Origin of the sequence: Vibrio sp. 1159, from assembly GCF_033340395.1 — a bacterium.
GTDB classification, from domain to species: Bacteria; Pseudomonadota; Gammaproteobacteria; order Enterobacterales; family Vibrionaceae; genus Vibrio; species Vibrio alginolyticus.
The window spans coordinates 151,668-177,557 of sequence record NZ_JAWOWL010000002.1 but is presented as its reverse complement, the minus strand read 5'-3'; the positions used below and the strand labels follow the sequence as shown (position 1 = coordinate 177,557).

The window sequence follows — 25,890 nt, the reverse complement described above, 5'->3', positions numbered from 1 at the left end:
CTAGTCCTTATCTCGATGTATGGATCGCGGACTGTCAGTATAACGCTTGGCGCGGCGATGAGTTTAAATACCTTGTTAGAAAAAGCCTGATTCACACTTTGAGCCAGGCTTTATTGAATGATTTAGGAAACGGCTCGGCAGGCTTTGAATATATCTAACTTGCTATCGTAGGCTTGAGTTTGTACATCCATAATGCCTAATAAAGAGTGGAACACGTTATCATGTGAGTATTGGCCTGCATTCTGTGCTTGTTTATACAAACAGTCGGTATTGATCTGCTTCGCTTGTTTAAAGCCCGAAGACAGCCACATAATCAAAGGAACGCGTTTTTGGAAATCTGGTGCAAGGCCATAAGGCATACCATGTAAGAACAATCCGTTTTCGCCTAGTGACTCACCGTGATCCGATATGTAAATTAGCGCGGTATTATACTCAGACTCTAACGCTTTAAGTTTTTTGATGGTTTCTGCCAATACAAGATCGGTGTAGCGTATTGTATTGTCATATGTGTTCACTATTTGTTCGATGCTACAGTTTTCGATATCTGCACGTGGACAGTCTGGTTTAAAGAAGGCGTTGTCTCTTGGGTAACGCTGAAAGTAGGTCGGACCGTGGCTTCCTATAAGGTGCATGGCGACCACTCGGTTACCGTGCATATCCGCGACTTCCTGATCAAAATGATCTAATAGCGCCATGTCGTAACAAGTTTGGCCATTACACATAGGGCTTACTTGCTTTCGATCCACTTCGATTTTCTTGATCTTGTGGGCTACTTCTTTATCCCCACCGTCATTTTCTTTCCAAATGAGGTCAACCCCGGCGCGCTGCATTATATCGAGAGCATTGTCCTGGTTATCCGCTTTGGCGCGTTCAAACTCGTTTCGCGTGAGCTGTGAAAACATACAAGGCACAGATACAGCAGTCGCGGTGCCACAAGACGCGACGTCTTGAAATGAGATAACATCCAGTTTACTAGTATAAAGGTTTGTCTCTCGTGTATAGCCATTGAGTTGGTAGTTCTGAGTTCGAGCGGTTTCTCCTACGACAAAAACCAGTAGTGTTGGTTTGCTCTGTGCTTGCTGTACGGCGCTATTTGACTGCTTTGCATCTGTGCCGATTTCTCGATATGGCTCTGGCGTGGTGAAATATTTTTCCTTCACATACCCGGTCGCGCTATAAACGAACTGGGTGGGTATGATGATTTTTTTCAGGTGGCTATTGTTGCGCCCTACAGATGCGTAGTCTTGATAGTACACGCTGGCAATGACGGCGATGACAGCTAGCGACGACAGCATCGATACTAATTTGGTAACAGAGAAGTACAGTAATTGGTGGCGTTGAGATTGCAGCTTGACCTTAAAGACAATTATCGCTGGGATAACTCCCATAATCAGCGTCCAAATTACAGAGTGAGCACTCAGGTAAGAACTCGCCTCGCTCGAATCGGTTTCAACAATATTGGCAATCATTCCAGAATCGAAAAGTGTGCCATAGTTATAGCTTGCGTAGCTCACCATACTTGAAACAATGATTAAAATTATAAAGAACGGCTTGCCGATCCAAGGCCAACTAAATAAATTAAAAAGGAAATTGAGCGCGGCAAGAAAGAAAATTGGTATTGTGATAATGAATCCAATCTTGACATTATCTAAGTGTGTAAAGATGCCGATTAGTTCTTTATAAATAGGGATATTTACGACGAGAGCGAAATACAGCGCCAACAAGAAAGTAAAGGTAACGTAAGAGATACCTCTCTGTTGTAAATCATGTGTCTTCATAATGAGTGTCTTGAATAAAAATTAGAGCAAGAACGAAGCCCAAATAAAAAGGGCAAGAGTTAACGCAACAAATACTGCTGCTGAGCCAATATCTTTGGCTCTACCACTGAGCTCGTGCCAGTCATCGCTAACACGGTCGACAACCGCTTCTACGGCGGAATTAATGAGTTCGACGATCAATACCAAGAACAGGCTACTGATCATCAGCACTCTTTCGTATGTGGTGACAGGAAGGAAAAAAGCACAGACGGAAAGCACCAAGGCGAGAATCAATTCTTGTCTAAAAGCGGCTTCGTGTGTCCATGCGGCTTTCAATCCTTGAAATGAATAGCCGGTCGCATCCATGACACGGCGTATACCTGTTTTACCTGGCTTCAAAATATGACCTTACTATTTAAGCATTGGGATGGAACACATATCCCAGAGAGGTAACGAGATTAATCGTTACAGCGTGAAACATTTGTGAATAGAATCCATCGCGCGATAATTTAAGAAAAGTGCTTATTTAATCAAGATCGTAGACGGTATAGCCTTTGTGCTGGAGGCATTTACGCAATACGAGAGATTGAGTTTTGGTTGAATCATTTGTTCCACTCAAAGCACCAGCTCCAGCTCCTACAGCACCGCCGGCAGCAGCACCGACAGCCGCTCCACCTAATCCGTCTTCTAGCGCACCAGCAGCTGCGCCGATCAATGCGCCTGTAACTGCCCCATTAGTGGCTTCAGATTTCGCTGCCTCTGATTTGTCGACATTTTCTGCATAGCCTTGGCAGTAAAGAAAGTCTTGTTCATATGTACTAGGGTCGACATTGGTCATGTCGACGACAGGTTTTTGGTTGTAGGCGCAAGCTGTAAGCGTAGAAGTAAGCGCCATAATCAGGATAAAAGATTTATACATGAGTACTATCCATTTAGTGTGTGAATCTTATGGATTAAATGTACACTGTTTTATTGTTGGGCTCTGTCGCTTGAGTGTATTGAAGTGTCGTCTTCTGTAAACGGGGTAGGAAGGTTAAGTTAACTGTCTGATTTTTTGAGGCTAAGTGTGAAGCAAGCTCCTCCAAGTGGGCTATGGCAAATCGAAACTTCTCCACGTTGAAGCTCCATTATCTGTCTGACAATCGCCAAGCCGAGCCCAAACCCGCTCGTCTTTTTGTTGCGAGATTCATCCGCACTGTAAAATGGTTCGAATAGATGAGGCCAATGCTTTTCTTCAATACCTATGCCATCATCATGAACATTGATGAAGCAGCGGTGCTGATCGTGTTTTATCTCTACTAAAATCTGCTTATCCGCGTACCGCATTGCATTGCGCAGCAAGTTATCTAAGGCTCGCTTTAACAATTTTGGGTCAGCAAACGCGAGAACGTTTTCTGAGTTTACTTCTTGAAGCGAGATAGCGAGCGTAGTCTCTTTTTGCCATCTCTGTCGTAATTCTTTGACTAAGTTGAATAGGACGACTTCTTCTTGAGTTTGTAATGCTGTGTCAGGACGCTCCATCTTTGCGTAGTAAAGCAATTCTTCAACCATTTCTTCCATCTCGTCAATGTCTTCGACGATACTGTAAACATACTTTTTCTGTTGTTCAGTTAAGGTTGAATCCGATAACAAATCTGCTTGCCATTGTAAGCGGAAGATTGGGGTACGCAATTCATGTGCAACGGCGTTAGTTAGCATTTTATTGCTAGTGATCAAGCGAGATACTTTATCGGCCATCGTGTTAAAGCTTTTGTTTAACGTCCCAACAGACTTAGCGCTTGAGGTACTAGCTCGAGCCTTGAAGTTACCTGAGGCAAACTCAACGGTCACTCTCTCTAGCTCTCGAATCCGACGGCTTAAGAACCAGATCAACAATATGCAATACAGAGCAAATCCAGCTAAAAAGAACAACCAAACGATATTGTCATCAAAGTTGGCTGCTTTAACCACAGGACTATTCGGATTATCGCTCATTTTAAAGATAGGCGTGCTCGCATCTAGGCGGAACCAGATATCCCTTTCTTCATCGTAAGCGACGTTAACGGAGGTATCACTTTCAAACGCCTTTTTGATGTCTGTTGGAAGCTCTTCAAGCGTATGAGGCACCAACAAACGATGGCTTGATGTGGCAAATTGTTCCAACTGTTGTTGAGTATATTCTAATCCGTGTTCTTTATAGATAGGGTAGATCAGATCGTGAAAAGCTTGACCCTCATGCTCTTGTAATAGGTAGTCATAATCTGTGTTGATCTCATAAACTAAGAACTCGTATCCCCACAAGCTAGCCATAAACAGAATGATAAGGCCAACAAAGCTTTCCAGATAAATCCGTCTCATTATTCATTCCATGCATCAGGCATAAATAGGTAGCCTTTGCCGCGAACGGTAATGATTTTTTGTGGTGAGCAAGAAGCATCGCCTAGCTTCTTTCTCAGTGTCACTATGCGATTATCAATGGTGCGGTCTGTTCCATCGTATTCAATACCACGTAGTGTTTTGGTCAGCCACTCACGTGATAGTGTTTTTTCAGCATGCGTAGCAAGAACCCACAACAAATCGAACTCGCCGTCTGTCAGCGCAATTTCTTCTTGGTTCATTACGCACGATTTACGCAATCGGTTTAAACACAGAACACCAATTTGTAGGCCGTTTTCGGACTCGGTAGGCGCCGCCTCTTTTCTTCTTAATAGCATGCGAATACGAGCCAGTAATACGCGAGGTTTGATGGGTTTAGTAACAAAGTCATCTGCGCCTATTTCTAATGCGGCGACATGATCGAAGTCATCATCACTTGCTGTTAGCATCAACACTTTGCCTTTGTAGCATTCTCGGATTTGACGACATACACTCAGACCATCTTGCCCGGGTAGCATCAAATCTAACAGCACCACGTCTGGTTGTGTGTCAATAATCGCATTGGGTGCGTCCGTCCCATTGTCGATACATTTGACCTGAAAACCTTGTTCAACAAAATACTCACCCAACATAGTTTGTAATTTGGGATCGTCTTCCACAATGATTAGAGATGGTTTGATTTGTTGTGCGTTCATTTAAGTGATGTATACAATATTTAATATCAATGGAACTTAAACAAATTTACGAATTATTTCAAATAAAGCTTTCTCAGAATAAGGTTATCGGATGAGTTAAATGGATAAAATTGCCAATTAATGTTTTAAATCTAATCACTAATCACATTTCGAGAGATGTAAAAAGGCGCAACGTTTGCGCCTAGGTATGGAATCTTAAAGCGAAATTACCGCTTATTCGGTGGTACACACGACGCTGTTGTCGCTGCCAAAAACATTTGGAACGTAAGCATCAGCTTGTGGGTCATTTTCCCACTTCGCATCATCGAGCAAGTAACGGAACTGAACATTCTGCGCTTTAGGTAAGCGGGTTTTAAATTTAAACTGACGACTTTTCTTCACTAATTTCATCGGTTCTGGCTGCCAGTTGTTGAAGTCTCCAGCAATTTGGACAGAGTCCCACTGATCTTTATCTAGCTCGAACGTGACTTCGACTTCATCTTTTGTCTTAAAGAATCTTTTTTTAAGCATTGATCTTTCCTTGTTCGTACAAAAACTGTTCTAACTATTACTCATGTTTCATAATGATTTCAAGTTTTATCGAATTGTTGCTGGTATCTGATGAGGGGAGTATCCGAACGGTGAATAGCTCGTTGTGCTGATTTCGTGTACTGAGGGAGCGTTAGAGAGAAAATTCACTAGCCTAAAATGGTCAAAGAACAGAGTTTGTTAGCGAGCCGAGAGTCCGTATCTTGAAGTCAAATCGTTATCATGTATTATCTTAAATCACCATTTTCCTTGATGTAGCTATGTTGAAGTTTAACCGTACATTGTTGACTGCGATAGTTTGCTTAGTTGCTATGCTTTTGAGTAGTGTCGCTCCTGTGGCGCAGGCTTCCGCTCCGATGAAAACAATTGAAGTACGCGATCTTATTGTTCAACAGGCTGCTCTGCACAAACAACTTGGCATCAATGACGACTGCGTAGAATCACATCACGATGAGTCAGCCATCAATAAGGCACAACAATCTCACACGAGTTGTAGCTCTTCCTGCATGGTCAAAATTCCCGCCAACTTATCTCAAAACGACTTACTGCTTCTTCCTTATAGCCTTGCATTGATTGATAGGCCTCTAGTCGAAAAAGTAGTGACTGTGATCACCAAGCTTTATCGTCCTCCGATTGTTTAATTCCTCATCTCAAATTACTTGGGGTTTACCCCTTTTTACCAAATGAAATGATTTGGCATTTGAATGCCACAAGGAAATAAACAATGAAAAAACTACTTGCCTTATGTAGTGCACTTTTACTGACTTTTACCGCTCATGCAGCGCAATTTGAAGAAGGGAAGCACTACAAAGTTCTGGATGTTAAGAAAGCATCGAAACCTGTTGTGACGGAATTCTTTTCTTTTTATTGCCCACATTGCTACAAGTTTGAGTCGCTTATTGAGCGTTTAAAACCTGCTCTGCCAAAAGAGGCAAAGTTTGAAAAGGTGCATGTGGGCTTCATGGGCGGAGATATGGCGATTCCGATGGCCAAGTCCTACGCGACGATGGTGTCGCTAGGAGTTGAAGATACAATGATTCCTGCCATGTTTGCCCAAATTCATCAAAAGCGACAAGCGCCAAAAGACGAAGCTGAGCTGAAACAGCTGTTCGTTGATAATGGCGTCGAAGGTAAGAAGTTTGATGCGGCGTACAATAGTTTCGCCGTAAACTCAATGCAGAAAGGTTTTGATAAGCAATTCTCTGCTAGCACGTTGAGAGGGGTTCCGGGTGTGGTTGTGAACAATAAATACATTGTTTTGGCCAACGAAATTCGTACTTACGACGAGTACAATCAATTAGTTAATTACTTATTGACTCTGTAACTATAAATAGCATTGAAGCTTAAAAATGGCGACGGTAGAGTCGCCATTTTTTATGCTTATCACTTTCGTATTATCTAAGAACGCTTGTACATGCTTGAGTCGGAACACTAGTCATAAATATGGCATGCGGATAAAACAAGCTAGCAGCAGTGATTGCAACATTACATGGCTGAGCAATCGTGGTTTTAATCACATTGGTAAGCACAGTGCCTGTATTATTTACTGTTTGAGCGGCGGCTTGTTGTGCCTGGTAAGACACGCAACCTGTCGTTGCGTTGATCATCGCAGTGCTAAACAAAAGTTTGCGAAAAAACATATTCATATCCTTTGTGAATGCTTTGAATTACTTATATGTGGATTGATTCATAAATGAAACAAAACAGTGTTCAAAATATGTGTGCATTCACGAAATGAACATTGTTTTATAAAAAGACGTTTTTTTGTGATCTTAGTACTGGACAGACCAGGTTATGAAACTAAAGCCAATCCGTGCATTACGATTACGCCGAAGGTCAGTTTGCTCCTCATTCCTTGATATCCCTTGGGCTCGGCGTCTTGTTCGACTTTCCTCACGAGCTTTTCTGCATACCAAACAGCAAGATACCCAATTGCTAAGAGTAGGGTAGCGACCGCGTAATGTTTGTGGCCCTGCAGTAATGCGCCCCAAGCCAGTAAGACAAAAAGGTTGCTGAGAATTAATACATTTCGGCTAAGGCGGTGGTAGTAATGCTCAATGCCATTACCCCAAAGGATGCCAGATAAAAAACTTAATATAACGGCGCTATATGCGATGAAAAATTGCTGACCACTTAAATTGAAGAGTGAGATGTCAGTGAAAATCAGCCCTAAACTAAACACAAATGGAACCAGGCCTAAGTAACCGAGTTGTAGCATGGTTGAGCGTGTTGTCATGGTCGTCACCTTACAATTGTTGCTCTATCATATTGGTAAGCGTAGTACTTGTCGGTGATGTGGAGCTTGGAAAAGTAGCAATAACTTTACCTTCAGAGCTAATCAGAAACTTGTAGAAGTTCCATTTTGGTTTTATGCCTGCTTGGTTGGTAATTTGGTTGAAGACTGGGTTCGCATCTACACCTAATACTGAAGAGCGAGCCATCATTGGAAAGGTTACCCCGTAATCGAGATAACAGACTTTCGCAGTGTTCGTTTCGCTTCCTCTATCTTGTCGAAAGTCATTGCTCGGGAAACCGATAACGGTGAAGTTTTGGTCTTTGTAAGTTTGATAGAGGGTTTCTAACTGTTCGAACTGAGGAGTGAAGCCGCACTGGCTTGCTGTATTGACGATTAGTAGTGTCTTTCCCTTAAAGCTTTCGCATAGATCGACTTCTTCCGTTGAGTTTAACAACCTTTGCTTACCTTGAAGAATATCAGGGCACTCAGATGCAAGAGCAAGCGAATTCATGGAGAGAAAGCTAACGAGAGCGGCGAAGTTCAGTAATCCTTTCATGGTGTTGTTCCCCTTGTTTTCAATAAGTATAACTACTTAAGTGCAAAGAGGATCGATCAAAAAAGCCGCACAAATGCGCGGCTTTTTCAAGAGCTGAGATCTGACTATGCCAGTTTCAACTCGAACTGGTTCAGGTACATTACCATGTCTTCAATCGTCAGTACCGGCATGTTGTGCAGGCGACCGAATGCTACGATCTCCGGTGCCTTTGCCATCGTGCCATCTGGATTGGTCACTTCACACAGTACGCCAGCGGGTTGAAGCCCTGCCATTTGCATCAGATCAATCGTACCTTCTGTGTGACCACGGCGAGTCATTACACCACCTGGACGTGCGCGCAGAGGGAATACGTGACCCGGGCGAGCAAGATCTTCCGGTTTTGCGTGCGGGTTTGCCGCCGTTTTAATGGTCGTTACGCGGTCTGCTGCTGAAACACCCGTTGTTACACCAACTTTCGCTTCAATAGAAACCGTAAATGCGGTTTGGTTTGCGCTGTTGTTGTTTACCACCATTGGAGGCAGCTCCAGTTTGTCTGCTTGAGCATCTGTTAAGCACAAACAAACGATGCCGCTACATTCGCGGATCATCAATGCCATTTGCTCGTTAGTGAGGTGCTCGACTGAATAAATGATATCGCCTTCGTTTTCGCGATCTTCATCATCAAGAAGCAGTACGCCACGGCCTTCTTTTAAAGCGATAAGTGCGTTTTCAACGCGAGTAATTGGGTCGCCGAATTCGGCAAGTAGTGATGACTGATTCATGGTTAACTCCTAAATTTCACCAGAATCAGGGCGGTATGAGAGATCGCCGTAAAATACGATCAAAAAGAAGTGCACCGGCATTTTTAGCGATCTGACTCGCTATGCTGGTGTATTCTTATTCTCTTTCATCCGGACTATAACCGTCGGCTCTGGCATCTCACCAGATCTGCTGACCTCGACGAATCGAGCGCTCGCGGGCTCACTTGAAAAAGTATACCGCCGGTGGGGAATTTCGCCCCGCCCTGAGAACAATTAAAAATGTACCACTTCATCCAAGTTGTGAAGAAGTGGAGCTAGGATAGTACTGCGAACTGAATAGCTTGGAAAGTCGATTCCATCTGTATGATGGAAAAGTGTGCTATCGACGGAAATAATCTGTGCGAATAAAGTGATCAATCTGCTGCGGCACGAAGGTGTTGTAAATCAGGCTCGTATGCGTTTGCTTCACTTCGATATGATCTTGCATACCGTCCAGTCTTGTCTCTTCTACGGTAACGGTACCGTCCGACATGGTGTTGTCATTACGGATCAACAATGGGCGAGCGCCAATCGGCATCGTTCCTGCGATACTGCCGAGTTTTTGAGGGAAATCCCAAGCGTCATCATGTTTGTTTAATCCGTGGTGTGGCGAATTGCCTAAAATTGCACCCAATCCGAGATCTTGAATTCGACCTACAATGGACGCGCCTTTCAGAGGCGAACCGATAGCGACAACATGAGAGATTAAGTTAGTGCTCGGTTTTCTGTTGGCGAGATAGCGCTTAATCATCAAGCCTCCCAAGCTGTGTCCCACGAGCACGTTTGTGGTCAGTGGATTAAGCGAATGATCAATAGAATCAAACAGTGAAGGCTCATCGATAGCAACGGTGTTATAGCTGAGTACTTGCGTTTCGTATCCGAGTTTTCTCAGCTTTTGGCTAAGAGGCTGCATGACCAGCCCATGCATATAAAGACCATGTAAGATGATGATTTTCATAATACCTCCTAGATTTATGACATCGTAGATATCCTACTCTAATTAACAAGGAACTACTTGTGCTTTGTGGTGCATATTTACGTTTTTCTGCAAAGTTTGACTGCTGTAGCAAGCGACTCAGCCCAGTAAATCCTGTACTTGTTGTTGCAATTGATGACGATTTAAAGACGCAGGACTTAACACTTCACCGATAACAACATCCACTTTTGACCAAAAACGAGTCGGTCGTTTTGTGAGAGCATGTCCGCCTTTATGGCTGAAAAAAGAACCCCAAAGCCCTTTTAACGCCATAGGGATGACAGGAACAGGGTTACGTTCAAGGATTTTTTCCACACCAGGGCGAAACTCACCCAATTGACCGTTAGACGTTAAACGACCCTCAGGGAAGATACAGACAACCTCACCGTCGTTAAGTGCTTGTTCAATCTGTTCAAATGCTCGTCGGTAAGTGTCGGCACACTTACGTGGAGAACAGATCGGGATAACACCGGCATGACGGAATACATATTTAAGAACAGGTAGCTCGCTGATGGACTTGTCCATCACAAAACGAACCGGGCGAGTAGAGGTTCCCATCAAAATCAATGCATCGACATAGCTAACATGGTTAGCCACGATTAACGCAGCACCTTGTTCAGGAATATGTTGGCGCCCCTTTACGGACACACGATACATACAATGGCTGAGTAAATAACTGATAAAGCGTTGTGTAAATTCCGGTACTTGGCGATATACATAGATCGCCACGAAAAAGTTACCTATTGCCATCATGGCAAACAGTTCCACAATAGAAAGCTCTAGTACGCTGAGTACAACGATCGAAACCAAAGCAGACACCACCATAAACAACGCATTCATGATGTTGTTAGCAGCAATGGCACGTGCACACTCCCCTTTGTTTGAACGCGATTGGATGAACGCATAAAGAGGAACAATAAAGACACCGCCGCTTACACCAACAAGGAACAGGTCAATCATGACGCGCAGATGTTTTGATTCAGCAACGAAGCTTTGCACATCATAAAAGTGCACCGGAAGTGATGGATAACTTGGGACTGCCCATAGCAAGTCGACGCCAAAGACTGTCAGACCAAGGATACCGAATGGCAAAATACCAAGCTCAACGTGGTTGAAAGAAAGTTTTTCACACAACCAAGAGCCTGTCGCGATACCAATCGAAAACAATGCCAACAGTAAAGAAACGACAGTGCTATCTGCGAACAAATGTTCGCGTGCGAAGTTAGGGAATTGAGTTAGGTAAGTCGCACCCATGAACCAGAACCAACTGATGGCAAGAATAGACATCCAGATGCCTCTCTGTTTTTTTGCCACTTTTAACGTGTTCTTTAAACCAGAAATCGGTTCAAATTTCGCTTTGTCATTCGATTGGCTAGGCATCGTTGGAATATTCACGCTGCTCATGAACCCAAGCAAAGACAAGGCAATCACGGTACAAGAAGCAATCAAGGTACCATTAGGAATGGCTAGCAGCAGGCCTGCGCTAAGCGTACCTATAAGAATCGAAAGAAACGTGCCCATTTCAACCCAAGCATTTCCTCTAACAAGCTCATTTGGTTTGAGCGCTTGTGGTAACAAGGCGTATTTCACGGGGCCAAAATAGGCCGATTGAGTGCCTGTCATAAACAGCAGAACCAGCATCAGCATGGCACTTTGGGTGGCAATAGCGGTTGCTGCGCAAGACATGATAGCCAGCTCGATGAGCTTTAGACGTCGGATTAATTTGGCTTTGTCCATGCTGTCAGCGACGGCACCAGCATGCGCTGAGAATAGAAAGAAAGGTAGGATGAATAAGCCTGCCGCCAAATTAACGAATAGATTGACGGATATTGGTAGGTTATCAATTTGGCTGTATGTCACCATCAATAACAGAACGTTTTTGTAGATGTTGTCATTGAGTGCGCCAAGGCATTGCGTCACAAAGTAAGGAAAAAAGCGTTTTGAGAAAAACATACGGGCCCCGATTAAACAAAGTCGAATGAGATGGGAGCACTTTATGCTCAATGAACGATTAAACCAGCTTTCTCTTTCAAGTGACGTTGTATGCCACCAAAAGTAACGAAATTCGTTACTTTCATTTCCATTCGTTTATTGAGTTACTAATTCCGAGACTTCTGAGCAGGTTTTCTTTCCCATGGTTCAAACAAAGGGAACGTCCAACGACGCATCGCAATAATCAGAGAGGTGCCGTGCTTTTCGTCCATATCGAGAGAGCTATCATTTTGGCAAGCCTGATAAAACTCATCGATGACCTTTTGCAGTTTCTGTTGTAGCTTCTTGTTGCTTGGTACACTCATCAGTCCTGTTGCCATGGAGAACTTTTCATCTTCACCAGAAAAGTAGCTTTGGAAAAAGGCGTCTTGAACTTGCTGTTGGAAGAACCGTTGAATAGGGCCGCCCATCTGCCACTTAAATGTCGGAGATATACGCAAACGAATTTTGTTATTTGGCTGCAAGTCGATGATGTTCAGACGATCCAAATGAGCAAGCTTTTGCACCAGTTCAAACTCATTGAAGGTGTATTGCTGAACGATTTGCTCAAACTGATAGCCATTTACAACACAGATTGCCACGAGTAGCAGGGCTTTATCATCAACCAACTGCTTTTCTTGCTCTAACGTTAGCGACTCTAGACCTTTATTGTGCGCAGCCGCGATCTTAAACAGTTCCGCCATTTCTAAACCAATCAATTGGCAAATGCGTTCTAAGCGTTCAAGACTAATGTGCTGACCTTCAGCGAGTAAACGTTTGACGCTTCCTTCACTTAAATTAAGGTGTTGTGCAACATCCGCATAATGCAGCCCAGCTAACTTTAGTTGGCGTTTAAGCTCTTTAATTAACGTATAGCTTTCTGACATTTACGCTGTTACCTCGTCGTGTAACTGCTCTAGGTACGTTTGCATAAAGGTTTTGCGTTTTTGCGCTTCGCGTCTCGCTGACTCCGTGTTCATGGTTTCAGCGATTTTGAATAACTTGGTTTGAAAGTGATCCAGAGTGAATTGTTTATCGTTAAGTTCACGTTCTTCGGCAAATATATCGCTGTCGTTGTAAAGTTGCGCGTTAAATTGAGTGCTGACTTGAATGCATCGCGTCACGCCAATTGCGCCTAAAGCGTCCAGACGGTCGGCATCTTGGACGATTTTGGCTTCCAACGTATTTGGCCTGATGTTTGCGCTAAAGCTGTGTGCCTCTATCGCATGAGCAATGGCATCATGATATTGCTGCGGATAATCGATACTCTCTAAAAATGCGACCGCTTTTTTGGCTGCGATGATTGAGCTCTCTTTGCGATTTGGGTGATCTTTCGGGTAAGTAAAGCAATCATGCAAATAGGCAGCCGGTAATACAATCGCGATGTCTGCATTTTCTTCTTTGCAGAGCTGTTTCGCTGTTTTGACCACGCGTTTTACGTGTTTAAGATCATGAGCTGCATCTACTTGCATCTCTTGCTGCATAAATTCCAAAAATTGCGGTTCTATCTGGCTTAATGACGTCATGGTTCATATCTACAACTAAAATGAAGTCAGAAGTATGCCCAACGCTTAGAATAATTTCCAAGTGCGATGGTGTAATTGAGATTCAGCCACCAGAACCTTGTGCAACGTTTGGTACTGAGCCGTTTTATATGGCCTTTCAATGTGTTCAGTGGTTTATGAGACAAGAATAGACAGAGCGAGCAGTGATGTTTACCAGTAGAAAAAAGGCCTGACGATGTCGTCAGGCCTTTTTCGTTTCGCCGATCTTTTTAGCGTTTGAACGTTACTTGCTCTGCTTGTTCAAGATGAATATGAGTTGTCGCAGGCTGTGTTTCTGCAATCACTTTACCGTGACGAACAGAGTAACGAACCGGCACTTGGCGACGTACTGCGTCAAAACCATTTTCTGCGGGAAGAATCAGTAAACTACCTGGTTTGCCTTCTTCAATGCCGTGCTTGTCTTGAATGTTCAGTGTACGTGCTGAATTGTTGCTGATCAGATCCAGTGAGTTGTTGATTTGGTCGTAACCCATCACCTGACACACGTGCAGACCCATATGCAGTACTTGCAGCATGTTTGCAGTGCCTAGTGGGTACCAAGGGTCAAATACATCATCGTGTCCAAAGCAGACGTTGATGTTGGCATTCAGCATCTCTTTCACTCGTGTTACGCCGCGACGTTTTGGGTAATCATCAAAACGTCCTTGTAAGTGAATGTTCACCAATGGATTTGCCACGAAGTTGATACCGGACATGCGTAATAAACGGAACAGGCGAGATGCGTATGCACCGTTGTAGGAACCCATCGCTGTGGTGTGACTGGCCGTGACTTTATTCCCCATATCAAACTTGTGCGCTAATGCTGCCAGTGTTTCAACGAACCGAGATTGTTCGTCATCGATTTCATCACAATGCACGTCGATCAGGCGGTCGTATTTTTTCGCTAACTCGAATACGTAGTGCAGCGATTCAATGCCATATTCGCGTGTGAATTCAAAGTGTGGAATCGCGCCAATCACGTCCGCACCTAATTTGACGGCTTCTTCTAGCAGCTCTTTGCCATTTGGGTAAGAGAGAATTCCTTCCTGCGGGAAGGCGACGATTTGGATATCTACCCATTCTTTCATCTCTTCACGCACTTCTACCATCGCTTTTAGGGCAATTAGGGTAGGGTCTGAAACATCGACGTGGGTACGAACGTGTTGTACGCCGTTTGCTATCTGCCATTTTAAGGTTTGTTTTGCGCGCGCTTTCACGTCTTCAATCGACAGCATTTCTTTGCGCTCAGCCCAACGTTCAATACCCTCAAACAATGTGCCAGAGATGTTCCAGCTTGGCTCACCTGCGGTTTGAGTTGTATCTAAGTGAATGTGTGGCTCGCAGAAAGGCGCAACCGCCATACCGCCTTCAGCATCGATGATGTCACCGTTATGACTAAGCTCCACATCGTTGCTTTCAATGCGCTTGAATTGACCATCTTCAATCAAAATTTGCTGCAGACCTTCTTGTCCTTTTAGCGTTACGTTTTTGATCAGTAGTGTTGTCATGATGGTTCCTTACGCTGGCTGTGTAGCCAGTGCTTTTTTGTTGAGAACAGGATTAAGAATCAGGAAGCTAATTGCGCCGCCAAGTACAGCGTTAATCGGCACTACGCCAGGCAGGAAGTGTCCCGCACCAACGCCAATCACGACAGCGATAATGCCAGCCCAGTTAACGTTTTGGAATTGGGCGGCTTCAAAGTTTGCGTAGCGTTTACGGTTCGTGAAGAAGTCAGCGATGATCACACCGCCAATCGGTGGAATTGCCAAAGATAAGAAGGTCAGCCAGCCAACAAAGTTATTGTAGAGCCAGAGAGCGCAAAGTGTGCCAACAAGACCGTTCGCCATTGAGATGTATTTACTTGGTAAGCCTGTGATGTTGGAAAATCCAAGACCCGATGCGTAGAGCGCGTTGTCGTTGGTCGTCCAGATGTTCAAGCCAAGAACGATGATAGCTGGAATAAGAAGACCTTGCGCGATCATCACTTCAGAGATGTCTGATTGACCCGTCACCGACGCACCTGCCGCGCCAAAGATAAACATTAACGAGTTACCGATGAAAAATGCCACCATGGTGATCATCACGGCGCTGCGCGGCTTTTTACCAAAGCGTACGAAATCCGCCGTTAATGTACCAGCACTGACAAAAGAGCCGACAACCATCGCGAGAGCTATTGAAAAATCGAGTGGCTCGGTTGGTTGAACCTGTTGTAGTTCGCTTATACCGCCAACACTATTTACTGCCTCGATGACAGAGTAGCCGCCAAGTAGCGCAATGGCAGGAACGGCAATTGCTGACAACACCATCAGTGCGGAGATGCCAAAGTAAACGGTCGCGGTCATGAGCAAACCGGAGACGAGGATCAAAGTATTGGTATCGATGCCCGTTGCTTTGTGCACCGGAATCGCAAACATCGCGACACCAACTCCAAACCACCCAACTTGAGTACCGCCAAGAAGAGCAGAAGGAAGCCAAGAGCCTTTAGAACCAAAAGAGAAACGAGCAAGAAGGTGAGTAGAGAGACCAGTAGAAGCGCCGATGTAACCGAGGAAAGAAGTGTAAATACCGAGGATTAGGTTACCGATGAGAACAGCGAGGAAAAAATCATTAAAGGAGAGCCCAGTACCGAGAGAACCCCCAGTCCACATACTTGCGGAGAAAAAAGTGAGTCCTAACATCACCATTGTAAGTGACGCCACGCCTTTTCTGGCCGTGTTAGGAACTGGTCCAAGACTGTAGTTATTGTCTCCAGCCATTATTACCTCCGCACATTGAAATATTAAATTATAGCACCTGATTTTCAGGCAAACGGCGCGTATTATCGTGATGTAAATTTAATAGTCAATGATAAAATTGCAATTTAAACGTTTGCTTTGTTTTTGATGTGTATTTTTTCTTTTAATAACAATGGTTTGATTTTTAAATTCTAAAAGTGGAAATTTTGATTTTACGTATTTTCTATGATTTATAGACAGGTTTTCTATTTGAAATGAATGTTTTGAATTGCTATTTGTTTTTATGGATTAAATTTATCTATAACTCTGGATTGTTCAGTCGATTTCTATGAAAAGAAAACGATTTCATGATGAGGTTTTTGGTTTGGACGTTATTTGTTCTTTTCTTGGGTGTGTTTTCTTGGTTTTATTTTGTGTAGGTGATTTATTTTTGTTGAAGCTGGCATTTCTAATGGTTTAGTGGGCGAATATTTGAATTTTATAAACAGTAAACAATCTGTTGTGGGTAAGAAAAGTACAACCGAGCTCGGTCAGAGGATAAGAGGGCAATAGCCACATAAAAAAATAGCCAACCGCAAAGAGTGCGATTGGCTTATATACATGTGAACAAAATCAAGTTCACTAACAACGTCAGTTGGCTAGGTGACCCTCGGCTTAAGAAGGGTCGATTTATATAATGCAGTTACTGTGCCAACTTTAATATGCCCTAAAATACGTAGTTTCTGTGACATGCGTTGCTTAAAGTTTGAGTGTGTTTGCAATTTGCAACTGCGTTATGCAATTTGACTCTATTATGCTAATGATTGATTAATAAACAATGAACCTTTTAAAGCATGACTAAACTCGCCGTTCCTAAAAAGGCGAAAAAACCAACTACATCTGTCACTGTTGTTAGAATCACCGAGCCAGCCAAAGCGGGGTCCAATTTAAACTTATCCAGAATGATGGGAATCAGCACACCAAATAAAGCTGCGGTAATAATATTGACGATAATGGCCAGCGCGATGGTTCCCCCAAGAACCGGAGATTGAAACCACAATCCGGCGAGCCCGCCGATGATTAACGCCCAAGCAATGCCGTTCAGAGAGCCAATACCCAACTCATTTTTCAATAGCTTGAAACGGTTACCTGGGGTGATCTGATTAAGCGCCATCGCACGAATCATTAGAGTGAGCGTTTGGCTGCCAGCAATGCCCCCCATGGATGCAACAATTGGCATGAGCACCGCCAAAGCCACCACCTGCGCAATTACATCTTCAAATAGTCCGATAGTGACAGACGCCAAAATCGCAGTAAGCAAATTGATGCCTAACCAAACACCGCGCTTATGCGAGCTTTTTAATACTGGCGCAAACAAGTCATCGCCTTCATCCATACCTGTACCGGCCATCAAACGTGCTTCGTAGATTTCACGCTGTGTACTCAATGCAAACTGCCAATCGACTTCACCGATCAGTGTTTGGTCTGCATCAGTTACAGGGAGAGCGGGCAGTGTGCTGTGTTCTAATGCCTCTACCGCTTCAGGAAGCATCATTTTACTGTCTAGCACCGTCACAGCCTCAATAACGAGTGTTTTTAAGCGAGTATCGGGGTCACCACGCAAGATATCGAAGTAGTTGACCGTTCCACGATACTGTTTATTACGATTAATCAGATACACCTGTTGAGGCGTGTCGTAGCTATAGCGCTCCATTAACTGCTTAGCTGTCCCAATCGTAATGTTGAAGGGCAGGGTGATGATCTTACGTTCAGCCCAGTGGCCGAGTTCTTCATCAGCATACTCGTTTGCTTGATCGTAAAGTTCCAACTCATCTTTTTCTATCAACGAGAGCGCTTCGTTGATGATCGACTCTGGCAACGAATCGGCCCATTCGATGAGCGACAAGTTGTCGAGTTTAGCGAGAGTGAGCTTTAGCTCGACTTCAGATAACGCATTGATGATAGAGAAACGTACGTCCGCACGCATTTCCGTTAACACGTCGATATGTAGCTCTAGTGGTAAAGCTCGCCATAAGCGAACACGATCGTCGATTGGAAATGCTTCTAGAATCAGGGCAACCGCGCCGGGCTCGAGGCCCGCTTCAATAGATTCATTGAGCGTTGCGACTTGATCCGCTTCTTCGGCTTGGCCAATTTGCTGGATTAGAGTGGAGAGATCTTGAAACTTGCTCACCGAGTACCCCGATAGTTAATTCGTTTTATGGAAGTATGGCATGTTATTGAGATGCACAACTATGCATCTTAACCTTGCTCAAGGTACTTGAAAGTAACAGAAAAACAATAGGCTATTCGCTGTTGATGGTGAGATATGGCTGTACCAATTGGCGAATGTTCACTTTTGCGCCAATACGGGCTGCCAGCAAGTACATTCCGCCGATTTTTCTGTGTAAAAATAGGGCATCTGCTGGTGGAGTATGCCAGTATTCTTGCTCCATGCTTAGAATGGTGCCAGCCTCGCGAAGCTTTTGTGCTAAGCCGCTGACTTTGAAATCATAGGGCTCATCGACCAACATAGGTTCACATGCCATTTTCACTAGATCGAGAATCGCTTGGCGTTGGTCTGGAAGGATGGTTTGGCTGAAGAAGCCTATTTGTTCAAGCGCATTATTCAAGCCTTGTTCGTCATTGTTAACGACAGATGCGAAAGCTTGGCGATAACCAGTGCTGAACCGCTCGCTGTACTCGCGAGTGGCCCCGAAATCTAGCAAGCCGATTTGACGAGTGTTTTCGATATATAAGTAGTTGGCGAAATTTGGGTCGGTTTGTACCATCTTAAATTCGAACAGCTCTCGAAACAGTAATTCGAGTAGGCTGTGCATGACAAAATCTCGCGTACTCTGATCATAATGTTCGATTTGCTCAATCGGACTGCCATCAATGAATTCCATCGCGAGAACGGAGTCTGAGCAACTTTCAGTATGAATCTTGGGCACCACAAAATGAGGGTGCTCCTTCAAAGCGTCATGATAACGAATGGCAAATTGTGCCTCTCGTGCGTAATCGGCCTCGTCATGTAGCTGCTTTTTCGCTTCTTCGAGCAATCCTTTGTAGTCGACAGACTCGGGAATCAACCCAACGACCTTGAGCAGTGTACCGACATTATCGACGTCGCTATCGATACTTTTCCGTATGCCCGGATATTGCACTTTGACGGCTAGGTTATCGCCCGCATCGCTGTAAGCTTGGTGCACTTGTCCTATTGATGCACTGGCGATTGGTTTGAAGTTAAATGACAGAAACTCAGCTTTCCAATTCGTTCCTAGCGAACTTTCCATTACTGCGTTGAGTTGTTTTGCAGGCATTGGGTCTGCGTTGGAACGAAGACGGGAAAGAATATCGGCAAGTTCAGGTTCTAAAACATCACCAGCATCCATTGACAGCATTTGACCAAGCTTCATTGCAGCGCCACGTAGGTGAGCAAGTTGGTCAGTTAAACGCGCGATGTTCTGTGGCGTCAGCAAGAGGTCTTTCGCTTTTGGTTTGTTGCCTTTGGCTATCTGCTTCGTGCCTTCTGTAATCACATTGCCTGCGACACGGGTAGCAAGTGAAGCGAACTTGCTGAATCTTGAGATGCGATGGGTAGGTAGGCTTCTTTCCTTTGCCGACATGAATCTTCTCCGCTATTTACTAACTAATTGTTATACGGGAAAAGGATATGTTTGGATACAAATGAAAAGAAAACCGCCAGCGTAACTGGCGGTTTGCGAGTTTAGATAGAGTAGAAGAAGTACAGTTGAGACTTCATTCGGATGATGATCCCGCGAATCACATCCAAGAAGGCCATGAAGCCTATCGGTTTTTCACCGCTGACCCATGCGAGGCCAACAGAGCCAACAGGGATGTCGTAGCCTTCTGGCTCATCAATCTTAAGACGAACAAAGTGGTGTTTGTTCTGTAAGTTCTTTCCAGTGGTGACACGTACGGAATCATCGAAACCCAGTAGATTACCTTGTGACTCACCTGTTGCTTCAACAATGCCTTCGACGGTCGCTGAGAAGATCTTACCTGGGTAAACGGACGAAGAGAATTCCGCTGGCTGACCCGGTTTGATGTTACGAATCGCCTGGTGGTTGACTCGCATCAGCACGTACTTCTCGTTAGTGTACATGTTGATACGCGGCATCATCGATACACGCTGACCTTCACGCAGGATAAAGTTGGTGACAAAGCCATCTGTTGGGGCATGAACTTTTGTGCTATTCAAATCCCATTGCGCTTTTGCAATTTGCTCTTCAGCTTGGCGCAGTTCGGCTTGTTTAGTTTCAACTGCAAGTTCCGCTTTATGAATCGCCAGTTTTGCACGGGAAATATCGACTTGTTTCTTCTTGATTTGAGACTCAAGGGTCAACACGTTGTGACGTGCCATATCAACCGCACTCGATTGTTTGTCGATATCGCTTTCCGTGATGGTGTTGTGCACTACTCGGTTTTGCTCAACATAACGATCTAGCATTTTTTTCTGCAATTTGTAGTCAACTTTCGCCGCTTCCAACTGGCTCTTTGATGTTTCTAGATCTTGCACTAGCGCTTCGTGGTTGGCTTCTTCAATCTCGATGTCGCCTTTTGCCGTAGCTAATGCAACGCGAGCAGAATCAGCGGATACGTTCGCTTGATTTAATGCGATTTTGTATTGCGTTGGGTCAAGTTCATAAATTAGCTGACCTTCTTTAACTTTCTGATTCGGCTCAATGTAAATGTGGTCAACTTTACCTTTTACATTGGTTGAATCTGGACGCAATTGGATGTGTGGTGACTGCACGACAGAACCGCCGGATAAATCCATCGGGGTGAAGTTAATCAAACCTACCCAGACGAACATTAGCCAACCCAAGCCGCCAAGATAAGCGAACGATTTGGTTGCTTTGTTCCAAGGCATGCCAACCAAACGCAACAGATAGATGAAGAGTGCCCATACCGCTAAACCTTCTAACATTATGCTTCCTCTTTTGGCTGTGTTTCTGTTTGCGGTTTACTTTTCCATGTATCACGCAGATTGATGATGGCTTTTTCCATATCAACAAATGCAAAGATCACGGCTAGCACCCAAACCCAGTGCCAGACAAACCCTATCCAGGTCAGCGCAGTGATGAGCCCTATCTGATGATGGTCTTTGCTGTGTGCTTTATTGATAGGCAATTCATGGATTTTCCAAAAGCCGTAACACGCGCCCGCGACACTCGCGATTAAAACGACAGCAGCGACAACATGTAACGCCGTATCTGCGCCTGTACCGACAAATGGGACACTCAGTAAACTCATTAAACACTCCTCTATCAAACTGTTGGCGTATTGTGATCTGAATTTGATTTGCGGCTTTCTTTGTGACAGATTCAATCACTATAGGATTAAATTTGATGTAATTAGTTATGAAAACGGTTCGGTTTATTCGCGCGATGGGCATTCTAAACATGCATAACCTCGCGTTATCTAAATACAATTTGGACTCGGATGAGTTAGGGATCCCAGCATCGGTGTTTCGTAACCCAATGACACTGATCCCGCTAAAAGCCGTTGCGGAATGGTATCGTTGTGTTGAACAAGCTAGTGGTGACCCGGATGTGGTGTTGAGTCTCAGCCGAGGTATTGAACTGCAAAAGCTAGGGCCAGTGGGACGCTGGTTATTCTCCGGCAATGATTTAGCCAGTACCATTCGGCGAGTGAATTATGGTGTGAGCAACCTACAATCAGGGGCGTTTTTTGCTGGCGAACAGTCGGGTAAAATCATCAAATGGACTTACCACAACCCGTTTATAGAAACGTCAGTAAAGGTGCACGATAGTATCCGCTGTGCGGTATTTATGATTAAGGTGTTGCGCGAATTTCTTGGCAAAGATTATCAGCCTTTACGTGTCAAGGTTTCAGGCTCGAGAAAAAATACTGAGCGATACCGGGAATATTTCGGCTGCGAGGTGGAATGGAGTCAGCCAAAAACAGAGATATGGATCCCAGGAGATGACCGACTAGCCTCCCGCCAAGTGAGCCATCGAGAAGACAGCCGTCTAGCGATGAGTTTTTCCGACTTGGATGATTTGCTTAATATGCCCGATCCAGAAGACGAGTTGAAAGTGATTTATGAAGTGGTGAACTACAGCAGCCATTATGGATTGCCAACGTTAGAGCGCGTGTCTTCTCTGCTTGATTTATCTGAACAGCAGTTTCAACGTCGTTTGCATAAATTAGGGCTCAATTTTTCGACGGTTTCTGGCTATGTATTGAGTAATATTGCAGCTGGTTTGTTGAGTAAGCGCGTGAGTATTGATGACATTGCCACGCGCCTTGGTTACACCAATGTGGCGAGCTTCAATCGTATGTTTAAGAAACATCGTGGATTAACGCCCAAGCAGTATACGGGAAGATTAGAGAAGTAGTGCTCCACTTATCTCTATGAGTACAAGCAATAAAAGCCCTCAAAGTTGAGGGCTTTGTTATTTTTTTGTGTCGTTTTATGTGGTGGCTATTTCTTAGGACGCCAACTTAGTGCACTTGCAACAGCGCCGATGGCAATTACATCCTTTTTTTGTTCGCTAAGTTCAGGGAGCATCTGTACCGCAATGGTACCGTTCGTCTGCACTGCGGCAATTTCTTGTGTGCCCTCCTTAAAGCTATAACCCAATGGAATGTCTACCGCCATCATGGCGTCAGGACTAGTATGTACAGTTTCTACATTAAAGTGGGTGCTACCAATACGCACTACGCCCGTCTCTTTTTTTTCAAAGCTGATGTCGATGAGAGCCGATTTTGGCTCCATCGCAAACTCACCGACTTTTTTACCATCTTGAGTAATGTCACAGGTGTAAGGATCATTCCCACCAAAATCGACGCCCATGTAGTTAACCGACATACCGCCTCCGGTGCAGTTCAAAAGCCAAGTTTCTCCGCTGTCGATACGAGTCACTTCTGCGCCCATTGAACCTTCTTTGAAAGAGATACGGTTAAACCAACTTGAGTTAGAAGCACTGCGTGAATACTTGCCTTTGTACTTACCAGCAAAATCAAAATGGCCATCTGCACCGAATCCCCAAAAATCACCGTCGGTTTTGATCAGCATTTCTGGTTGTGCTTTTACGGCATCAGTACGATCCATGACGGCTAGGCCACCACAACCAGCAAGGAGCAAGGGAGCGAATAGAATAAGTTTCTTCATGTTTTTCATTGTTTATAGCTTGGTTACATCTAGGGTTTGGTCGGTGAATTGGATGTTCTGAATGTCGTACAACTCGTCAGTGCCTGTATTTGGGCACTCAACAGAAACGCTCTTTGCTTTGATAACAGTACATTCCGCCAGTTTGTGTGGCACGATATAGGTGTTGATACCGCCTTCACCATAAATGCTGTTGTCTTTGCTGTTGCCTTCAAAAGTATTGTTTTGATCATTACCGATCACATTCATCGCGTCGTCGCCAATGATCTTCACTTTTGTTAACCACTGAGATTTGTAGGTGTACGCTTCTATCAAACCGTCTTTGTTGGGAGCCATACGGAAGGTAGGTACTGTGCCTGGATTTGTCTTTTCTGTGTAGAGCTTGACGCCCGCAGAGTCGATATTCGCGGTATATTGCAAGTATCCGTGGAATAAGCCACTGATCCAATCAACGGCTTGTGGATCTTGGGTTTGCATTTCTTCACGCGTTAACGCTTGGTAGCCATCTAAACCATGTCCGTTTGCTTTTGCTACACCCATGTAAGCTTCAAAAGCGGCAGCAAAATATTCGTGAGAATATGAAGGGCCCGTTTTTTTAACACTTTCAGGATCGAAGTCGTCCGATTTCCAATCGTCCCAGTCATACTGAGTAGGGCGCCACACCGTCGGTTTGCCCGATTGAATATCGTTATAGATGCTTAACGCATGAGCTTGAATGTCATTTTGCAGTGCCGCAGTCGCCGTGTTAGGTGCAATACCTTGCGCTTGGACCAAGTGTAAAATTTCTTCAAAAGCGGCGTCTCGTTCGGCTTTTTTACCAAGATTGGCGCAGTAATCGGCAAAATTACTCATGTAATGGCAATCGCCTTCAACTGTCAGTTCTCGATACATTAAAGATTGGCTATTCCTTAGCCAGTTTGGTGTTTCTTTACTAGTTACTAATGTTGACGCGATAGATGTGACAAGTGTATCCATATCATCTTCGTTAAGTACCATCATGCTTACAACAAACTTTTCTAGAGAACTCGTATCAAAAGAGTGTGCTAAGCCCGAGCTTGTAACTGCATCGTTCAATTTGCCTTGGCGAATCAGTTCGTTGATAAAGATTTTGGTTAGCATCTCATCATTCTGTTCGTCGTTTTCGGTCAGCATTAGTGTGGCATCACGCTCGGCTAATGTCTTAGCGATACGAGACTTGTCAGCGCCGTACTTAGAGTCTGGTTGGTTTGTGAGAAGGTGTTGGATGATTTTGGCTGCACGAAAGATTTTTTCATTATTCGCACCGTCATCAACAGCCACAATGTGAAATGTATCGTTGTTGTTTGCTTCGGAAAGGGAGATTTTCACATAGTGGGTGAAGCCAGCATCAGCAGCCACTTTTAACTTGGCTGGAAACTCTGTAGAAACGACAGTTGGGATTGTGACAGTGCTCAATGTTGGCACTGGTGGTGTTGGAGGTGTCGTTGTCGATGGTTTCGAATTAGATTCACTGCCGCCACAAGCAGTTAGACTTATCGCGCAAAATATGGCTAAAGGTGTTAATTTGGAATATCTCATTTCATGTTACTCGTAGACTTTATTAGAGCAGGAAACTTAGAAGCAACATAAAGTCCTGTCTATATAAGCAAACTAAGTCATATATGTTGATATTGTTTTTTGGTAAGACCTATTATTCGATATATTTAAAAATATAGTGGATTTTTATTCCGAATTTTATTTTCTATGTGAAGCTATATTCTGATAATGAATAAAACCTCAGGTTATTGCATGGTTTTAGGGGTATAGAATGATTAGGATTATCGTATATGTATGGTTTGTAAGCGTATGTAAGCCTGCGTTTTATTAAAATTATCATTTAAGTAGGTTGCGCAGTATAGGACGAGCGATATACTCCCTCCATCATATTGGTGGAGTAAATGATTCATGGTGGGTAATACAATCTTACTGGTAGAAGACGACTCAGAGATTGCTCGATTAACCAAAATGTACCTCGAAGCCGAAGGATATACGGTAACTGTCATCGATAACGGTCAAAATGCATTAGAAACGATTAAGGGGCTCAAGCCGGACCTAGTGCTGTTAGATTTGATGTTACCAGGAAAAAATGGCGCAGAAATATGCCAAGAGGCGCGTAAGTTTTATCATGGTATTATCATTGTTTTGACTGCGACCGATGATGAAATGAGCGAGGTGAGCTTATTTAAGTTCGGTGCTGATGATTACCTTACCAAACCGATAAAAGGCAATATCCTTCTCGCCCGTATTGAAGCAGCGTTGCGTCGCTATTGTCGTCAAGTTGATATCGTTGAAGAAGAAAAGCTGAGCCGATATGGCATTAGTCTTTGTCTTCGTCGCTCCCAAGCATTTTATTTGCAAAAAGATATTGGTTTAACGAGCTCTGAGTTTGAAATTCTAGAGCTCCTGATGCTGAATGTCGATAAGCCAGTATCTCGTGAATCATGTTGCCGTCTTGCCCGAGGCATTGAATACTGTATTACTGATCGTTCGATTGATATGCGTATATCCTCACTGAGGAAGAAATTCTCTAAGGCTCATATCCATACGGCTACCATTAAAACCATACGTCACCACGGCTACATGCTGACAGGTAAATGAC

At 44.1% G+C, this 25,890-nt stretch carries 26 protein-coding genes and 1 riboswitch; of the genes, 4 read left to right on the top strand and 22 right to left on the bottom strand.

The features are described 5' to 3' along the window. Positions 1-122 precede the first annotated feature (122 nt). The 6 genes from R7127_RS02530 to R7127_RS02505 all read right to left on the bottom strand — a co-directional run bounded on the left by R7127_RS02530 (position 123) and on the right by R7127_RS02505 (position 5,317). Positions 123-1,778, bottom strand: coding sequence for a phosphoethanolamine transferase (locus tag R7127_RS02530; RefSeq protein WP_213895367.1), 1,656 nt, complete (start codon positions 1,776-1,778; stop codon positions 123-125). 21 nt (positions 1,779-1,799) lie between these two features. Then, the gene (locus tag R7127_RS02525; protein ID WP_017635149.1) at positions 1,800-2,156 is read right to left on the bottom strand and encodes a diacylglycerol kinase; all 357 of its coding nucleotides are present in this window, start codon (positions 2,154-2,156) and stop codon (positions 1,800-1,802) included. Between the two features lie 127 nt (positions 2,157-2,283). Next, the gene (locus R7127_RS02520) at positions 2,284-2,676 is read right to left on the bottom strand and encodes a hypothetical protein (protein WP_005385575.1); all 393 of its coding nucleotides are present in this window, start codon (positions 2,674-2,676) and stop codon (positions 2,284-2,286) included. A 119-nt stretch (positions 2,677-2,795) separates the two neighbouring features. Then, a complete protein-coding gene (locus R7127_RS02515; protein WP_005373675.1) occupies positions 2,796-4,094 on the bottom strand; it encodes an ATP-binding protein in 1,299 nt (432 codons plus the stop codon). Continuing rightward, positions 4,094-4,807, bottom strand: coding sequence for a response regulator (locus R7127_RS02510; RefSeq protein ID WP_005373673.1), 714 nt, complete (start codon positions 4,805-4,807; stop codon positions 4,094-4,096). Before R7127_RS02510 ends, R7127_RS02515 begins: the two co-directional genes overlap by 1 nt. Before the next feature lie 213 nt (positions 4,808-5,020). Continuing rightward, positions 5,021-5,317: an isoamylase early set domain-containing protein gene (locus tag R7127_RS02505; protein ID WP_017635151.1), complete on the bottom strand. Its 297-nt coding sequence runs from the start codon at positions 5,315-5,317 to the stop codon at positions 5,021-5,023. A 278-nt stretch (positions 5,318-5,595) separates the two neighbouring features. Here R7127_RS02505 and R7127_RS02500 point away from each other — a divergent pair, with 278 nt between their 5' ends. Then, positions 5,596-5,976, top strand: coding sequence for a hypothetical protein (locus R7127_RS02500; RefSeq protein ID WP_047102736.1), 381 nt, complete (start codon positions 5,596-5,598; stop codon positions 5,974-5,976). A gap of 83 nt (positions 5,977-6,059) precedes the next feature. Then, positions 6,060-6,659 carry a thiol:disulfide interchange protein DsbA/DsbL gene (locus tag R7127_RS02495; protein WP_005373667.1) on the top strand — a complete coding sequence of 200 codons (600 nt, stop codon included), beginning with the start codon at positions 6,060-6,062 and terminating at the stop codon, positions 6,657-6,659. Between the two features lie 70 nt (positions 6,660-6,729). Here the strand turns inward: R7127_RS02495 and R7127_RS02490 are convergent, their stop codons facing one another. The 14 genes from R7127_RS02490 to R7127_RS02425 form a co-directional block, all read right to left on the bottom strand. Then, positions 6,730-6,975, bottom strand: coding sequence for a hypothetical protein (locus R7127_RS02490; RefSeq protein ID WP_017819860.1), 246 nt, complete (start codon positions 6,973-6,975; stop codon positions 6,730-6,732). 152 nt (positions 6,976-7,127) lie between these two features. Beyond that, positions 7,128-7,571, bottom strand: coding sequence for a DUF3429 domain-containing protein (locus R7127_RS02485; protein ID WP_017819861.1), 444 nt, complete (start codon positions 7,569-7,571; stop codon positions 7,128-7,130). 10 nt (positions 7,572-7,581) lie between these two features. Further along, the gene (locus R7127_RS02480) at positions 7,582-8,127 is read right to left on the bottom strand and encodes a glutathione peroxidase (protein ID WP_005373657.1); all 546 of its coding nucleotides are present in this window, start codon (positions 8,125-8,127) and stop codon (positions 7,582-7,584) included. A gap of 104 nt (positions 8,128-8,231) precedes the next feature. Further along, positions 8,232-8,888 (bottom strand): 3,4-dihydroxy-2-butanone-4-phosphate synthase, encoded by a 657-nt coding sequence (gene ribB / locus R7127_RS02475; RefSeq protein ID WP_005373655.1) that lies wholly within the window; start codon positions 8,886-8,888, stop codon positions 8,232-8,234. Between the two features lie 113 nt (positions 8,889-9,001). Continuing rightward, positions 9,002-9,142: riboswitch (FMN riboswitch) on the bottom strand. Positions 9,143-9,246: 104 nt separating this feature from the next. Continuing rightward, positions 9,247-9,864 (bottom strand): cobinamide adenolsyltransferase, encoded by a 618-nt coding sequence (locus tag R7127_RS02470; RefSeq protein WP_053307224.1) that lies wholly within the window; start codon positions 9,862-9,864, stop codon positions 9,247-9,249. Between the two features lie 117 nt (positions 9,865-9,981). Continuing rightward, positions 9,982-11,835 carry an MFS transporter gene (locus tag R7127_RS02465; RefSeq protein ID WP_053307225.1) on the bottom strand — a complete coding sequence of 618 codons (1,854 nt, stop codon included), beginning with the start codon at positions 11,833-11,835 and terminating at the stop codon, positions 9,982-9,984. A gap of 146 nt (positions 11,836-11,981) precedes the next feature. Next, a complete protein-coding gene (locus R7127_RS02460) occupies positions 11,982-12,740 on the bottom strand; it encodes a helix-turn-helix domain-containing protein (protein WP_182039581.1) in 759 nt (252 codons plus the stop codon). Continuing rightward, positions 12,741-13,379 (bottom strand): HD domain-containing protein, encoded by a 639-nt coding sequence (locus R7127_RS02455; RefSeq protein WP_017819864.1) that lies wholly within the window; start codon positions 13,377-13,379, stop codon positions 12,741-12,743. A gap of 248 nt (positions 13,380-13,627) precedes the next feature. Next, a complete protein-coding gene (locus R7127_RS02450; RefSeq protein ID WP_085569158.1) occupies positions 13,628-14,905 on the bottom strand; it encodes a cytosine deaminase in 1,278 nt (425 codons plus the stop codon). 9 nt (positions 14,906-14,914) lie between these two features. Beyond that, positions 14,915-16,153 carry a cytosine permease gene (gene codB / locus R7127_RS02445; protein WP_064354865.1) on the bottom strand — a complete coding sequence of 413 codons (1,239 nt, stop codon included), beginning with the start codon at positions 16,151-16,153 and terminating at the stop codon, positions 14,915-14,917. Positions 16,154-16,958: 805 nt separating this feature from the next. Then, positions 16,959-18,305, bottom strand: coding sequence for a magnesium transporter (locus R7127_RS02440; RefSeq protein ID WP_064369371.1), 1,347 nt, complete (start codon positions 18,303-18,305; stop codon positions 16,959-16,961). 112 nt (positions 18,306-18,417) lie between these two features. Beyond that, the gene (locus R7127_RS02435; protein WP_064376223.1) at positions 18,418-19,740 is read right to left on the bottom strand and encodes an ABC1 kinase family protein; all 1,323 of its coding nucleotides are present in this window, start codon (positions 19,738-19,740) and stop codon (positions 18,418-18,420) included. A 101-nt stretch (positions 19,741-19,841) separates the two neighbouring features. Continuing rightward, a complete protein-coding gene (locus R7127_RS02430) occupies positions 19,842-21,065 on the bottom strand; it encodes an HlyD family secretion protein (protein ID WP_005373637.1) in 1,224 nt (407 codons plus the stop codon). Further along, the gene (locus R7127_RS02425; protein ID WP_017635162.1) at positions 21,065-21,391 is read right to left on the bottom strand and encodes an MFS transporter; all 327 of its coding nucleotides are present in this window, start codon (positions 21,389-21,391) and stop codon (positions 21,065-21,067) included. Before R7127_RS02425 ends, R7127_RS02430 begins: the two co-directional genes overlap by 1 nt. Before the next feature lie 107 nt (positions 21,392-21,498). Here R7127_RS02425 and R7127_RS02420 point away from each other — a divergent pair, with 107 nt between their 5' ends. Next, positions 21,499-22,500 (top strand): AraC family transcriptional regulator, encoded by a 1,002-nt coding sequence (locus tag R7127_RS02420; RefSeq protein ID WP_053304538.1) that lies wholly within the window; start codon positions 21,499-21,501, stop codon positions 22,498-22,500. An 86-nt stretch (positions 22,501-22,586) separates the two neighbouring features. Here R7127_RS02420 and R7127_RS02415 read toward each other — a convergent pair whose 3' ends face one another. Both R7127_RS02415 and R7127_RS02410 read right to left on the bottom strand, forming a co-directional pair. Beyond that, complete coding sequence (locus R7127_RS02415) at positions 22,587-23,276, bottom strand: hypothetical protein (RefSeq protein ID WP_031778833.1); 690 nt, start codon at positions 23,274-23,276, stop codon at positions 22,587-22,589. Between the two features lie 12 nt (positions 23,277-23,288). Continuing rightward, positions 23,289-24,830, bottom strand: coding sequence for a hypothetical protein (locus R7127_RS02410; RefSeq protein WP_158159475.1), 1,542 nt, complete (start codon positions 24,828-24,830; stop codon positions 23,289-23,291). A 366-nt stretch (positions 24,831-25,196) separates the two neighbouring features. Between R7127_RS02410 and R7127_RS02405 the strand changes: the two genes are divergently transcribed. Next, positions 25,197-25,889: a response regulator transcription factor gene (locus R7127_RS02405; RefSeq protein ID WP_005373624.1), complete on the top strand. Its 693-nt coding sequence runs from the start codon at positions 25,197-25,199 to the stop codon at positions 25,887-25,889. Position 25,890 lies beyond the last annotated feature (1 nt).